The sequence below is a fragment of the Salinicola sp. CPA57 genome (assembly GCF_003206035.1).
In the GTDB taxonomy this organism is placed as follows: domain Bacteria; phylum Pseudomonadota; class Gammaproteobacteria; order Pseudomonadales; family Halomonadaceae; genus Salinicola; species Salinicola socius.
In genome coordinates, this window is record NZ_PZJR01000021.1 from 405 (window position 1) to 13,378 (window position 12,974).

Below are 12,974 nucleotides of genomic sequence, written 5' to 3' on the forward strand. Positions count from 1 at the left end.
ACTAGCGCTTTCTTACGTGTCAGCATTGCCGCTCTCCTTGCCGCTGGATTTATCGGCGGCCTTGTCGCTGCCACCGGACGTCGGCTTGCCTGCCTCTTTGCCTTCTGACTTGGCGGCAGGCTTCACCTTGCTGGGGTGCTTGGCGTGCGCCCCGTACTTTTGCGGCTGGGTCGGCTCGCTCACCGTCTCCAGCTCGCCGCCCTTGCGTCGGCGGAATACGCCGGCCTGTTGGGTTGCCATTCGGCGTCCCTCCTGGTGGGTTAAATGGTTACTGCTCTGTCGCTCGATCGATACCAGGTATTGATCGACCAGAACTCGATCCAGAACGTGTACGGCCCGACGATCTTGTCGACCTTGCCGCTCTGGTACGCCATGGCGTCGCCCGAGACTTCCGGTTGCCAACCGAACAGCGCATCGCGCATCGCCTTGCGGTGGGTTCGGTAGTCGTCTCCCAGCTTGGCCACCAGCCACACGCCGTAGACTTGGCCGATCATCTGCCGTCGGCCACCGATAGCTGGCTCGCCAGCGGCGCCGTCTTCGGCGAGATAGACCTGGGCGCACGGGACGTCTTCGTTAAAGTCGTCGATGGCCTCTGTCATCATCGCCTCGCTGACGCTAACCAGGCCGGGGCACTGCTCTCGCAGCCGAGCGATGATCGCCGTGGTCAGATCGACTTCGTCGGGAGATTGGCTCATTCCTGACTCAGCAAGTAATCGAGCCGGTCGCTGAACTGCTTGGGCAGCTCTTTACGCACCATCTCTTGCGTGTCGTTCAGGAGCTGCGGATGGGCGACCATGCCCGGGATTGAAGGACCGAACTGCATGTACGGTTCGGAGCGGTTGTCTTTGGCACTGGCACGACGCAGAACGTGACCTTTGGCGTACCAGCCGCCGGACTGCCGACCCGCACGCCCCACCAGCTGCCGCCCCTTGTCTTTTCTCACCCGCACCGTCGCGCCCTTGCGCCGCGTCTGGTAGACACGGCCGTTGACGCTGGTCGCGCTGATACGCACGACCTTGGGCTTGGGGGAGAAACGCTCGAGCGGTATACGCCGGCCGGTGTAGATCAACGCCCGGTGGGCATCGCGGCGGGCGCGTTTGATCTGGAGAGTGCGCTTAACGTCCGCGACCTTGATCGTGTACGTCTTGCGAATCTCCCGCGAGATCATCGCCGCCGCTTTGCTTTGCGCCGCATCCAGCGACCAGCGCATCGCCTTCTCGACCTTGCCGACCTTGAGTCGCTTTTCTAGCCGGCGGCGGTCATTGATGTCGTACTTGTAGCGGATCGACATCACATCACCTCGAAGCGTCGAAAATCCCCATCGTCGGAAATCGCATTGAGGTATTCCCAGCGGCGATCCGCCGTGATGACGACATCACCGCGTCCGCTTTTGGGAACCTGCGCAACCGGCACTTCGATCGTGTTGGCGAAGCGCCCGACACCGCTTTCGGGATCGTCGTAAACCAGGGTTTCCAGCTCCAACGTGTACGGCACGCCCGCGATCGTCTCGCCGTTGGCGCGCCGGTACGTGGCCAGGCCGTCGGACAGGTTCTCGGCGAGGACGCGGTTAGCCCGCGCCATCGCTTTGGCAAAGCGGCTCATTACGCGGCGCTGGCGACGCTCGCCAGACCCTGGACGATAAACACCGTCGCGACGCCGTCGGCTGCGTCAGTGGTGAGCGCACCGATTGGGCCGGCACTATCGGCGGTGCCGGCGGCGACCATCTCGTCATCGAGCATCGAGACGCTGGCACCGGCGACTAATCCGGACGCGCAGGGAACGTCTTTCCACTCGCCGTAGGTATGCCCGACGAACTCTTCGCCCTCGGCGGCGCTATCGAGCGGCACCAGCGCCAGTGCACCGATCACCACAGGGATGCCGGATGTCACACCACCAGCGGGTGCGATCATGGTCAGCGTCTTACCACTACCGTTGAAATTCTTAGCCATGGTTGGCTCTCCTATTCGGGAAGTCTTAGCCGTGACAAAGTCACATTTTAAGAATCGCGCCCACAAAAAAACCGCCGACGGCGGTCATCAGTAGGCGCGGGTCGTCACGCTATCGATCAGTTACCTAACAGCTTCACCATGGTGCGGTAGCTGAGCGGGGCGACGCCGGCATCCATGCGCACCTTGAACACCGCGCCGTCGACCGTGAAACCCTGCTGCTGCTCCAGGTAGGGCGAGCTATTGCCATCCAGATAGGCCACTTCGATGGTATCGAACTGGTTCGGGTCGGCGGCCATGTAGCTGGTCGTCTTGCTCTGCTCGTCGAGGCGCGCATCCGCGATAACCTCGGTCAGACCGCGCACCGGGTTGGGTACACGCGCCTCGGCCATAGCCGGGTCGAACTCGGCGGCATAGAGTGCCTTGGTCGTGGACTCCATCGACACCGGCGTCAGGTGATACTTGGGCCGGATGTTCAGCGTGGCGTTGCCTTCCTTCTGCATCGCCATCATCGTCTTGGCTTGGTCGATACGCGCAATGGAGAGCGCACCTGCTGCCAGCTGGTTGTTGCGATCGCCACTGAACAACTTCTTGTTGTCGCTCATTGTCGGGTTGGAGCCCAACAGCGCGTAGACCAGATCGCCGACGGTGCGGATCGCAGCGCGGCCCATCATGCGCGGGATACGCTGCAACGCAGACAGGTCATCGTTGATGATCGCCTGGCGTGTGATGCTCAACAGCTCACCGTAGGTGGCCAACATAATCTGCTCGCCGCGATCTCCGACGCTGGCGTATTTGTACTCTGCACCCTCACGCACCTTGCGCAGCGATGGGAAGGTGGTCAGGTCAACACGCTGCATCGGACGAAAGTCCGGCAAGCTTCCCTGAGCGGTCCATTTCTGGAACGTCTCCTCGGCCTCGTCGTAGCCCTTGAGCATCTGACGACGGGCAACGTCCGCCAGCAAGTGGCCGAAGTCGCTGGAGGTGTGCGTGAACGCCGCGCCGGCGATCGACATGCGGTCGCCGCTGTAGCTAGCAATACCCACCCCGCGTTCAGCGAGAGACGCGCGCGCCATTTCCATCAGCGTCATGCCGGCGTAGGCGTTGTCCTTCTCCAGTTTGTCCAGCTGGACACGGGCTGCGATGGCGTTGCGGATACCATCACCGACGATGTTGCCGTTTCCGGCATGCACGCCGTGATCGGTACGTGTCGGCGCTGTCGGCTCGGTATTGGCACCCAACGCAGCGAGCAGCTTTCCCTGGGCGGTTTCGGCATTCACGTTCATGTCATCCAGTAACGTGTCGCGCAGGGTGTTGTGCTGTGGGAACGCCTGGAACACAGCACGAACCGAATCGCGACGGGCGCGCTCCTGCTCCTGGAACTGCTGCATGGTAGGCGCAGACTGACCGCCACCCTGCGGCTGACCACCGGCAGGCGCACCGCCTTGAGGTTGGCCGCCACCGGCCGGGGCGCCACCTTGAGGCTGCGCGCCATCGCCTTGGCCATTAGGCGCGCCACCCTGCGGCTGACCGCCTTGAGGTTGGGCGCCCTGCGACTGCCCGCCATTGGGCTGGCTGCCTTGGGCACGCGGCCCCATGAGGTTTTTCAATGCGTCGGGCATATGCTCGAACTCCTGCAGTCGTTTCGATTTGAGCGATGCCGCCATGGTCAGCGGCTCCACCAGTTGATCGGCGAAGCCGTGCTCCACCGCTTCGGGACCGGATAGCCAGGTCTCGGCCGCGAGCCAGCTGCGGATCTCGTCCTCGGTCTTGCCGGTCTTCTTCGTGTACGCCGTCAGCAGCGTGGTCTCGACTTTGTCGAGCAGTTCCGCGTAACGGCGCATGTCGTCGGAATTACCACCCTGAATGCCCCACGGTTTGTGGATCATGATCATGGCGTTTTCAGGGATGTAAACGGTGTTCCCCACCATCGCGACAACTGACGCCATCGAGGCCGCTAGGCCATCGATGTAGACGTTGATCGTCGCGGGGTGATTGGCGAGAAGGTTATAAATCGCCATCCCTTCGAAGACGTCACCGCCAGGGCTATGAATATGCAGGTTGATCGCCTGCACATCGCCCAGTGACTTGAGGTCCTGGGCAAACTGCCGGGCCGTCACGCCCCACGCCCCGATCTCGTCGTAAATCGCGATTTCCGCGACGCCCTGGGCGACGGCGCGGATCATGTACCACGTCTGGTTTCCGACCTGTTCAATCGCCGTTTTCGTTGCCGCCATCGCCATCGGACTGGCGAAGCTTCCGGTTACGATCGCGGGCAGTGTCAGGCTTGAGTTTGCCGTACTGGTCTGCACCGTTCTTGCCTCCGTAGTACTCGTGATAGGCGTCAGAGCTGTAGACCAGCCCCTTTTCGCGGTTCTCCGCGATCTCGTCTTCGCGGCTCTGTTTCAGCTCCTGCGGGTTGCGACCGCGAGCCCGCGCGACCTCGCTCTCGTCGGCAAAACCTGCTTCGACGAGCTGCTCCCACGCATCCGCTTCGCGACCAGGGTCGATCCACGGCATGACGGGCCCGAGATAGAACGCGTTGTAAAGCGTGCTGCGGTCGAGATCCGGTGGCAGCTTGATACGTCCGCTGGCCACGGCCATGTCGACAAAGCTGCGATAGACCCGCCGCGACCACTGATCACGGAACTGGCCTTGCAGCAGGTCATACCCCAGCTGCGCTTCGACCAGCTCCTGACGCTGGGCGCTGTACGTGCCGTTGTAGTCCCGGTTCGCCGTGGAGTAGCCCATGCGCGTACCGGCGGCCACTGCGCGAACCATCGCGCCCCGGAACCCATCCAACAGTGCGCTGGGGCGATTCGACTGGATGGTACCGACGTCCTCGCCGGGCATCAGACCGTCGAACACCATGCCGGGCGCAATCGGGATCGATCGCGCGCCGGTCGGCAACTGTGACTGCCCGGCTTGCTTTGAGCCGCTTCCGCCCTGCCCCTGATCGGGGTACATATGCGGCTCGCCCTTCTTGATATACATCGTCATCGCCGCCGCGATGCGGGCCGCGACACGCTCGCTTTCCTCGTAATCCTTGAGATCCGCCAGCCGCTGGATCACCGCATGGAGAACCGATATCCCTCGCGATTGCTGCAGTCGTTTGCGATGCGCCAGGTGAATCATGTTTTCCGCCGGCACTCGCTTGGTCGCCAGCGAAAACGCTTTCATGTCGCCCGGGTGCTGCTTGTAGACGTGATACGCCTTCACCCGCCGCCAGGCATTGCGCTCGATGCCGGCGAAAATACCCTTCCCCGGATCGTCGAAGTGAATCGGCATGAAGTCCGCTTCGAGACATTCCAGCGCGTAGGGAACATCAGTCAGGTGGTCGTATAACGGCACCCGACCGCGGACCTCCTGCGCCAACACCTCGCCATCGCGCAACCAGCTACGCACGACAAGGCGCTCCATTTCCGGCCGCGTCATCTCACCGGTGGTTTCCGGCCTGAGCGACCACGCCGCCCATTCGGCCTTGAGCTGCTTGGCCAGCTCTCGATGCCGTTTACCGTCCAGCGTCAGCGGTATCGGCTCGACACCCATGCCGTCGGCGCCGACGATACGTTCCTCGAGGCGGTCAAAAATGCCCGTCACCAGGTCGTGATTCTCATCAAGCCAGCGCGCTTGCTCACGCAATGAGCGCCCGCCGATCTGTGCGGTCATATCACCGCTCATCACCGAGCCCTTGGCCTTATTGGTGCGGGTTCTGTCGGCGGCCTCGTAGGCGTTGAACATCTGCCGAGCAGCGGCTCGACGGGCGCCCCACTGCGGCGCCATGGTCGCGATCGCGCGTTCGAGTGCGTTACTCATCGACGAACCTCGCGAAGCTGTAGACGCCACCGCCGCGACCGCTCAACTGCTGCAGCCGGCGCTCCCAATACTCTCGCCCCTTCCGGATCTCGGAGAGGTTGGCCATGGTCAGCGTGCGACCATTCTTGGAGAACGACTGGCCCAGCAGCACGGCCGTTTCCGCCTCGATGTAATACTCGACCATGCTCTGCGCTTGCTGGGTTGGGGTCATACCCACGCCCCTCCTGAAGTCTGTAGCCAGCCGCCACCGTCGCCACTAGGCGGCGGCGTGGTGGGCGGTGTCGGTGGTGTGTCGTCGTCATCCGGCGCAACGGCAACCGGGCCGTCGAGATCGAACCCGAAACGCTCCTGTGAGATCCGCAACGCGGCCAGCGCCAGCACCGCGCAATCGAGCCCTTCGTTACGCCGGCCGCCTGAATCCCAGCGATAGACGGCGCGACCCTGAACGATCTTTCGAACCTTGATCTCGGCGGTGATCTGCTTCACTTCGTCGCTGTCACAGACGGCGTCGTTCGCCGGCAGGTGAATGCAACCAGGCACCGGCTCGCCCGCGTTGGGCTGGATCTGTAGACGATTGAAGATCAGTTCCTTGGCGTTATCCGTGCCGATCTCGGTCAGGAAAACGCCCTTGCTGTTCCGCTTGCGCGGGAAATTCTGGATCGGCTTGCCGTAGACGTTCGCGCCCCTGGTGGGAATGGCCCACTGAATACCGTGGCGCTTCGACGCCTTGTAGACCTCGTCGGTGTAGTGGCCACCGGAATCCCAGCACCAACGCACCACCGACATGCGCGAGCCATCCGATCGGGAGTAGATCTTGTGCATCCGCTCGCCGACCTTGCGCAGCAACTCGGCACCCGCTGGGTCGCCGTAGACAATCCAGCGGTCGACAAGCCACGACTCTTCCTGCTCGCCGTAGGCATAGACGCGGCCTTCGTAGCGGTCGTCCTGCGTATCGATTCCACCGAACAGTCCCACCGCACGGTCGGGCACGTCCGCGAACACTTCGCGCCGGTTGTAGAGGATTTCCCAATCGAGCTTTTGCCCGGCGGTGTCGTCCCACGTCTCGCCCAGCGTCGTATTGACGAACGTCTTGAGCTTGATCGGATCGCCCTTGGCGTTCAGAAAGTCGTAGACGATCTGGGTCCACGTGGTCAGCGGGCTGTAGGCTGTCCAGATGTAGAACGACACCGCGCGCGGTGTGGCAATCGGCTCGTCATCGACGTTGAACCATTCGATACCATCACGGGTCCAGATGCCGGTTTCGTCGCAGACGTAACGACCCTGAGCGATGTGGAACTCGCGCGACTCATCGTGTAATTCGTGCTGCCGGATCACGCAAGCATTGTGCTCGCACTGGTAGTGCGCAGAATCCGGCTTACCCTCGTCCCACTTGATGCCGTAGCCCGACTCCTTGTCGCCCCACTTCAACACCTGCTCTTCGCCACAGTGAGGGCACGGGACGTGGAACCGCAGCCGCACCGGCGCTTCGGCGGCGGCCTGCTCCATCATGCACTGACCGGCGATTTTGAGCGTCGATCCCCGGATCGACTTCCGATAGGTGGCGCCTTCCAGGCGTTTGTCGCCCAGGGTGGTCGGCGTCCCTTCCTTCTCGATATCCCGGTCGAAACCGGCCAGCTCGTCGTAGATCACGACATCGGCCGATATCTCTCGATAGTTTCGGGCAGCCTTGCCACCGTGACAGATCAGCTGCTTACCGTTGGCGAACACCTTCGCCGAGATGGTGTTATCGCGGTGCTTTTTGCCGTACCACGGGGCCAGCGCCCGCACCGCGCCCACGTCGCGGATCATCGTCTCTACGTGGGTTTTCATGAACCGATCGCGGTCATCATCGGTCGGCGAGAACGTCAAACAGTTGCGCTTTTTGTGCTGAGTGAAATACCCCAGCGCCGCCAACAGCATCTTGGTGTAACCGAGGCGCGCCGACTTGGCGACGTTGACCACCTCGATGAGATCGTTCGTCATCGCATTGAGGATCGCGAGCTGAAACGGCAGTGTTTGCCAGCGACCTTCGTGATAGCTCGATTCCGACGAAAGATAGAAATTCTCGTCAGCCCACTCGACCCCGGTCACGGGCGGCGGCTTGTATAGCGCTGTCAGACCGGCGCGGACGCTCTTGGCGAACTCGTCGATCTGCTCAGGTGTTGGCGTCGATGTACTCATCCAGGAATTCCGGCAGGCGATGGTCGAGCCCCGCCGCCAGGTTCCGCGCCTTGCTCAGCTCCCGCGCGAGCGTTTCAAGGTGGCGCACCTCCAGGTCGGGGTGCTTCCGTTTCATGGTCGATCCCAGCGTGTCCAGAATCGTGGCGATCTCTGCCCCCGTTCGAGATAGCGCAAAAATGGCGAATCCAGCAGGCACAGACTGACGAGCGGCAATCGCGTTTTTCAGCTCCTGCCCCTCCGCCTGGGCAGATGTCAGACGCTTCCGCTCAACCGCCAACTTGTATTCGATGAAGGGATCGATTTCCTCGTCGCCTTCGGTTGGCTTCGGTTGGTACTTCTCCACCTGGTGAGCCAGCCGGTTTTCCAACACGGCCGCGCAGTCGAAATAGACAGATCGACCAACCTTCGCCACGGGCTCGACGCCCCATTTATCGAAGGCTTGCGTCGATATGCCGAGGCTCTTGGCCATGTCGGTTTTGTTCAGCCAGCCGGGGTGAAGCTGGGCCGGCTTATTCCCCTTCGACATAACAACAACCTCGGCTCAGGAAATTTTCGTATGTAGCCAAATTCCGCGATGCTTTGCCCCCGTACTACGGGTAGGGGGTGGGGGAGGACCCAAGCCAAAATATGCACCACTTCGGTGCGTCAATCGATGTCGGCCGGTTCCTGCCGAGACTGGCTCGCCACCACCGCCCGATCGGCGTTCGCGCGACGGCGCAGAAACTCATAGTCAGCGAGCAGGTCGAGCAGGTCTCGGCTGTCAGTCACCGACCGTGCCGGCGCTGGCAGAGGGTCGGTCAGGTACTCTGGGAGGATTGGACACATCAGCTTCGGCGGTGGCTCCTTCACGGGGGAGAAGCCGCACCCAGTCAGTAATGTCAGCAGGCAAAGGGCGAGCCAACCATTCAGCGTTCTCACCATCGTCATCCTCCAGTGTGCCGAGATCCGCTCGACGGCCTTCGATCCATTCGGCTGCCGCTTCGAGCGTGGCCTGCCGATCATCGAGCGCCTGTATGGCTGACTCGAATTGCGTTCGCTGCCAGTCTGCTGTCGTCATCGCCACCTCTGCCGCATCCTCCGCCGCTGCCTGCCGCACCTCGGCAAGATCGGCGCGGCTCGATTGACCGTCGTAGGCGAGCCACGCCACCAAAGCCAAGCCCCCGACCAGCCCCCACGGCAGAACGCGACCAGCAAGAATTGAGCCCATCACTCAACCCCCATAAGACAAAGCGACCGCTCTTCGGCCCGCCGCGTCACCAACCCGCGCAAGCGCTTACCACCGGCATAGACCCAACGCGGGAGCTGGTTACACGCCCCGACGATGTCACCTGCGTTCAGCTTCTTGAGCAGCGTCGACCCGGCGAATGCACCGCGACCGACGTTAAAGACGAACGAGCCCAACGAGGCGCGCGTCGTTTCCGGAATGTCGACCGTTACGAGATCATCGACAGCGCTCAACGCCATGCCGAGATCTGAGCGTAGAAACGCTTCGCACTGCGCCGGCGTCGCGGTCATGCCTGCCGTTACGTCACCCGTGTGCCCCGTGCAGACCGTCCAGACCCCCACCGCATCCTGATAACTCTGCATCTCGGTGCCTTCGAACCAGGGCACGATCAGCAGCAGGATTCCCATCGCACCACCGGCGATGGCGCCGCCGAGCTTCTTAGTCAGCCTCACCATTGCCTCCTCGGCGATCCCGCCGGCGCTCGGATAGATACTTGATGACATCGAACGCCAGGCGGGCCATGACGAGCACCACGCCCGCGATGCTGACAATGTCGGCGGTTACAACCTGCACGCCTCCGAACTGAAAAAGCGGCATGTTGAGCAGCGTCATGACGTCGCCTGGTGATGGCATGACGCCGACGTCGGAGGCCTTGGCGCTAGACGACAACGCCGTAACGCCACTGCCACCGCCGTATGCGATCACGCGGCCAGAATCGACTCTCATTCGATGCTCCAACTGTCAGGCACAAAAAAGCCCAGCCGGTGAGGGCTGGGCAAAGCAGGGATCATTCAAGGGTGGTGCGCTGCATGCACAGCAACACACCATGACGTGAACGATATAGCTAACTGCAACGATATGCAACACGTCTCACCAAATCGTGACAATGACCAGCCGCCGTTTTCCGCTTCGATGCCCAATAACGGACACTCCTAACGGTTAAATCCGGTCGATCCTATACGGCGCCGCGCCACCACTGAGCTGCATGGTTATCGGTTCCAGACGTCTGTCTCGGGATTGTCTCGGTCAGGATGGTGGAAATCCCGCGCTCGAAAAGCCACTGGTGATAGCGAGTCAGAGCCTCTTCCGCTTGGCGTTCCACGTACGTATGGATATAGGTTCGATCGAGATCCGACAGCGCATGATTTAGCAGCAACTCCGACACCAGGTAATCGACGCCGAGATCCGCCCATGCAGTACGTGCCAGCTTTCGGAGATCGTGGGACGTCCAATCCCCGCCCCCGATATCAGCGACCCATTCATGCGCGGCACTCTTCCCGATCGGCTTTCCTTGCGATCCTGGGAACAGATACACACCACGGTATCCGCGCGACAGCTGCCACTCCCGGTATCGCTTCAATAACGTCAACGCGACGTCGGTCAATGGCAGGCGATGTTCTCGGCGGGATTTCACGTGCGCGGCAGGTATCGTCCACCGGCGACCCGCTGACAGATCAAAGTGCCGCCACTTGGCCAGACGCGTTTCTGATATTCGCGTCCCAAACAGAAGCACTAGCAGCATCAGCACGCATGCTCCCACGCGAGCGGAACCGATGATTGGCAGGATCTCCGGCAGATGATCGGCGCGCAGGCGGCCCGGTTTCGGCTTCGCCCGAGCATCGAGGAAGTCGGATAGTTTCACGTCCACCACTGGATTGACTGATATCTGGCCCACCTTCTCGGCTTGTTTGAAAGCCACCTTCAAAACGGCAAGCGTCTGCCGGATCGTCGACACCGCATAGCGGGCCTGCATCGGCCAAACCAGGTTGTCGTCGAGATCCGCCGCTGCAAGTTCGGCAAGCGAAAACGACTCTAGCGCCGGCAACAGGTGCCGGTTGATGGCGACGCGATATTGAGACTTCCGGCTCGCTGATAACTGCCGACTCTTGCTCGAGCGATCGCGAAACCACACCAGCAGAGCTCCCACCGTCTTCCAGCTCGTCGCGCCCACGGGTAACGTAGGATCGACAGCCATCCGCGTTTGAATCTCCGGCAGCTGAGCGATGACGGAACGGCTCGCCAGATCCGGCCAAGCACCGATTTTGCGCCAATGATCAGACCCACCCGCAAAGCGCACCACGAACCACGAAGCTCGAGTGCGGGCCTGGTTGAAGCGCACGCGCAGCGGGTAGCGCGGATCGCGCAGCTGACGAATGGTGGGGTCTGACATATGCCGACGAATGACGGCATCGGAGAGATTGACGACGAGTGTCGCCGGGGAATGATCAGGCATCGGCTGAACTCCGGGCAGCAGCGGCCCGCGCAGCCGCGACAGTGCGGCCGCGAGCCGATGCGTTAGCGTTAAAGCGTTATGGCGTTACGTTTCGGAAGGGATTGAGCGGCGCCACTCCCGCTCACGAACACGGTCATTCAGCGACTCGATGGCGCGCTCAATGTCGAGCCGTGCATGCTCATTGTAGGGATTGGCATAGGCGCCGCGCTGCAGATGGTCGAGACGATCCAGACAGATCGCCAGCAGCGCCTCGAGGCTCACGCCGTTAACGCCGTACTCGGCAGGATTGCCCTGCTGAAACTGCACGTGGCACAGCGCCTCGGCGCCCGCGGTGACGACATATTGGCTCTGATCGCCACCCTGCCCGTATGGGCCTTGCGCCGTGATCTTGATGCCCATATCGGCCCGGCCGGGCTCGACGTGATGCCGTGTCACTTGTCTGACGCTATTCATTTTGAAACCTCTCGTCGGTTCTCCGGCGGGCGCATTGCCGTGCGCGATTCCGCCAGCCTTATGGCTTTGTATCTTTAAAGCGTTATAGCGTTACGCTCACCACCCGCGCGACGCCGAACTGCGCGACCAGTCTTTCGAACGCCTCGGCTTCGCTGGCCAGCGTCGACGACACCATCGAGAATGACTTGACCTCTCCCGTTCGGGAGTCGGCCACCTGCACGCGAAACACCCGGTTGATGATCATCGCGCCACGACCCGTCGCTCGACTTCACCTCGGGCCCAAGACAGTCGGCTTCGATAGGTCCGCACGGAGACATTCAGCAGCGCCGCTTTGGCCGCCTGATCCGTCCGGTGTGGGTTATACGGCCTCGCACCGTGGCGCTGGCAGACGCCCGCGTGCGCGGCGTTGTACTCCAGCCGCAGCACGTCAGCCGCCAGCGTTTCATCCAGCGCGATCGCCAGCACCGCCGCCTCGACCTGTTCCTCGATCGGGAACGCCGCCGCGCACACCACATCCGCCCCGCCAGCGCTCGGCAGTATCTGGCCCTTGCCTTCCATCCACTTGGCCAGCACCGAACGCGGGGCAGCATGGTGGTTGCCTTGCTCCAGCCACAGCGCCCAGGCATCCAGCAGGTCATCTATCCGGGTTCGTGCGCGTCGCGCCATCGTTACGCCTCGATGATCTCGATCGGGTAAAGCGCCTCTACCTGCCGCTTTTTCAGCTTATAGGTGTCGGTTCGATGCCCTTTGACGTCGACCCACTCGACCGACCCATCCGCCAGGAACACCTGAAAATCGATGACGTATTTGACGCCGCCTGGCAGCCCGATCGGCACCTGGCGCAAGAACATCACCACCTCGCCGGCCTGCTGCCGCGCTTTCAACTGCAGGTAGTAGTTCGCCTCCTTTTTCGAGTCGAACGTGATGCCATCGATCACCGTGCGCTTGTTGCCGTACTTGCTGCCGCCTTTGCCCAGCGCCTGCTCGAGCGTCGGCGGTCGCTTCATGCGATGGCTAATCATCGACGCCCCCGAGCCAGCCAGTGGTTCAGATCCGCCAGCATGGCCAAGTATCGATCACGCGCCGCCCGGCAGTTATCGAACTCTGACCGACTCTCGAC

18 protein-coding genes are annotated in these 12,974 nt (G+C 62.1%); all 18 read right to left on the reverse strand.

Annotated elements, in window-relative coordinates:
• Positions 1-12: 12 nt before the first annotated feature.
• Positions 13-240, reverse strand: coding sequence for a hypothetical protein (locus DOM36_RS19255; protein ID WP_110644075.1), 228 nt, complete (start codon positions 238-240; stop codon positions 13-15).
• A 20-nt stretch (positions 241-260) separates the two neighbouring features.
• The gene (locus tag DOM36_RS19260; protein WP_110644076.1) at positions 261-695 is read right to left on the reverse strand and encodes a hypothetical protein; all 435 of its coding nucleotides are present in this window, start codon (positions 693-695) and stop codon (positions 261-263) included.
• A complete protein-coding gene (locus tag DOM36_RS19265) occupies positions 692-1,291 on the reverse strand; it encodes a phage tail protein (protein ID WP_110644077.1) in 600 nt (199 codons plus the stop codon). Before DOM36_RS19265 ends, DOM36_RS19260 begins: the two co-directional genes overlap by 4 nt.
• On the reverse strand, positions 1,291-1,602 hold the full coding sequence (locus DOM36_RS19270; RefSeq protein ID WP_110644078.1) for a hypothetical protein: 312 nt from the start codon (positions 1,600-1,602) through the stop codon (positions 1,291-1,293). The genes DOM36_RS19265 and DOM36_RS19270 overlap by 1 nt, the downstream gene beginning before the upstream one ends.
• On the reverse strand, positions 1,602-1,949 hold the full coding sequence (locus DOM36_RS19275; protein ID WP_110644079.1) for a DUF2190 family protein: 348 nt from the start codon (positions 1,947-1,949) through the stop codon (positions 1,602-1,604). Before DOM36_RS19275 ends, DOM36_RS19270 begins: the two co-directional genes overlap by 1 nt.
• A 116-nt stretch (positions 1,950-2,065) precedes the next feature.
• Complete coding sequence (locus DOM36_RS19280; protein WP_198651340.1) at positions 2,066-4,132, reverse strand: ClpP-like prohead protease/major capsid protein fusion protein; 2,067 nt, start codon at positions 4,130-4,132, stop codon at positions 2,066-2,068.
• A 25-nt stretch (positions 4,133-4,157) separates the two neighbouring features.
• Positions 4,158-5,762, reverse strand: a complete 1,605-nt coding sequence (locus tag DOM36_RS19285) for a phage portal protein (protein WP_110644081.1) — start codon at positions 5,760-5,762, stop codon at positions 4,158-4,160.
• Positions 5,755-5,973: a hypothetical protein gene (locus DOM36_RS19290; RefSeq protein WP_110644082.1), complete on the reverse strand. Its 219-nt coding sequence runs from the start codon at positions 5,971-5,973 to the stop codon at positions 5,755-5,757. Before DOM36_RS19290 ends, DOM36_RS19285 begins: the two co-directional genes overlap by 8 nt.
• The gene (locus DOM36_RS19295) at positions 5,970-7,943 is read right to left on the reverse strand and encodes a terminase gpA endonuclease subunit (protein WP_110644083.1); all 1,974 of its coding nucleotides are present in this window, start codon (positions 7,941-7,943) and stop codon (positions 5,970-5,972) included. The genes DOM36_RS19290 and DOM36_RS19295 overlap by 4 nt, the downstream gene beginning before the upstream one ends.
• The gene (locus DOM36_RS19300; protein ID WP_198651341.1) at positions 7,918-8,469 is read right to left on the reverse strand and encodes a terminase small subunit; all 552 of its coding nucleotides are present in this window, start codon (positions 8,467-8,469) and stop codon (positions 7,918-7,920) included. The genes DOM36_RS19295 and DOM36_RS19300 overlap by 26 nt, the downstream gene beginning before the upstream one ends.
• 234 nt (positions 8,470-8,703) lie before the next feature.
• The gene (locus DOM36_RS19305; RefSeq protein WP_110644084.1) at positions 8,704-9,150 is read right to left on the reverse strand and encodes a hypothetical protein; all 447 of its coding nucleotides are present in this window, start codon (positions 9,148-9,150) and stop codon (positions 8,704-8,706) included.
• Complete coding sequence (locus tag DOM36_RS19310; protein ID WP_232823936.1) at positions 9,150-9,620, reverse strand: lysozyme; 471 nt, start codon at positions 9,618-9,620, stop codon at positions 9,150-9,152. The genes DOM36_RS19305 and DOM36_RS19310 overlap by 1 nt, the downstream gene beginning before the upstream one ends.
• Positions 9,607-9,894: a hypothetical protein gene (locus DOM36_RS19315; RefSeq protein ID WP_110644086.1), complete on the reverse strand. Its 288-nt coding sequence runs from the start codon at positions 9,892-9,894 to the stop codon at positions 9,607-9,609. Before DOM36_RS19315 ends, DOM36_RS19310 begins: the two co-directional genes overlap by 14 nt.
• A gap of 229 nt (positions 9,895-10,123) precedes the next feature.
• Entirely contained in the window at positions 10,124-11,401 is a 1,278-nt protein-coding gene (locus tag DOM36_RS19320; RefSeq protein ID WP_110644087.1) for a site-specific integrase, read from the reverse strand.
• A gap of 84 nt (positions 11,402-11,485) precedes the next feature.
• Complete coding sequence (locus DOM36_RS19325; protein ID WP_110644088.1) at positions 11,486-11,854, reverse strand: hypothetical protein; 369 nt, start codon at positions 11,852-11,854, stop codon at positions 11,486-11,488.
• A gap of 82 nt (positions 11,855-11,936) precedes the next feature.
• Positions 11,937-12,098: a hypothetical protein gene (locus DOM36_RS20185; RefSeq protein ID WP_157958690.1), complete on the reverse strand. Its 162-nt coding sequence runs from the start codon at positions 12,096-12,098 to the stop codon at positions 11,937-11,939.
• Positions 12,095-12,520, reverse strand: coding sequence for a hypothetical protein (locus tag DOM36_RS19330; protein ID WP_110644089.1), 426 nt, complete (start codon positions 12,518-12,520; stop codon positions 12,095-12,097). Before DOM36_RS19330 ends, DOM36_RS20185 begins: the two co-directional genes overlap by 4 nt.
• 2 nt (positions 12,521-12,522) lie before the next feature.
• The gene (locus DOM36_RS19335) at positions 12,523-12,861 is read right to left on the reverse strand and encodes a DUF1064 domain-containing protein (RefSeq protein WP_110644090.1); all 339 of its coding nucleotides are present in this window, start codon (positions 12,859-12,861) and stop codon (positions 12,523-12,525) included.
• Positions 12,862-12,974: the final 113 nt, after the last annotated feature.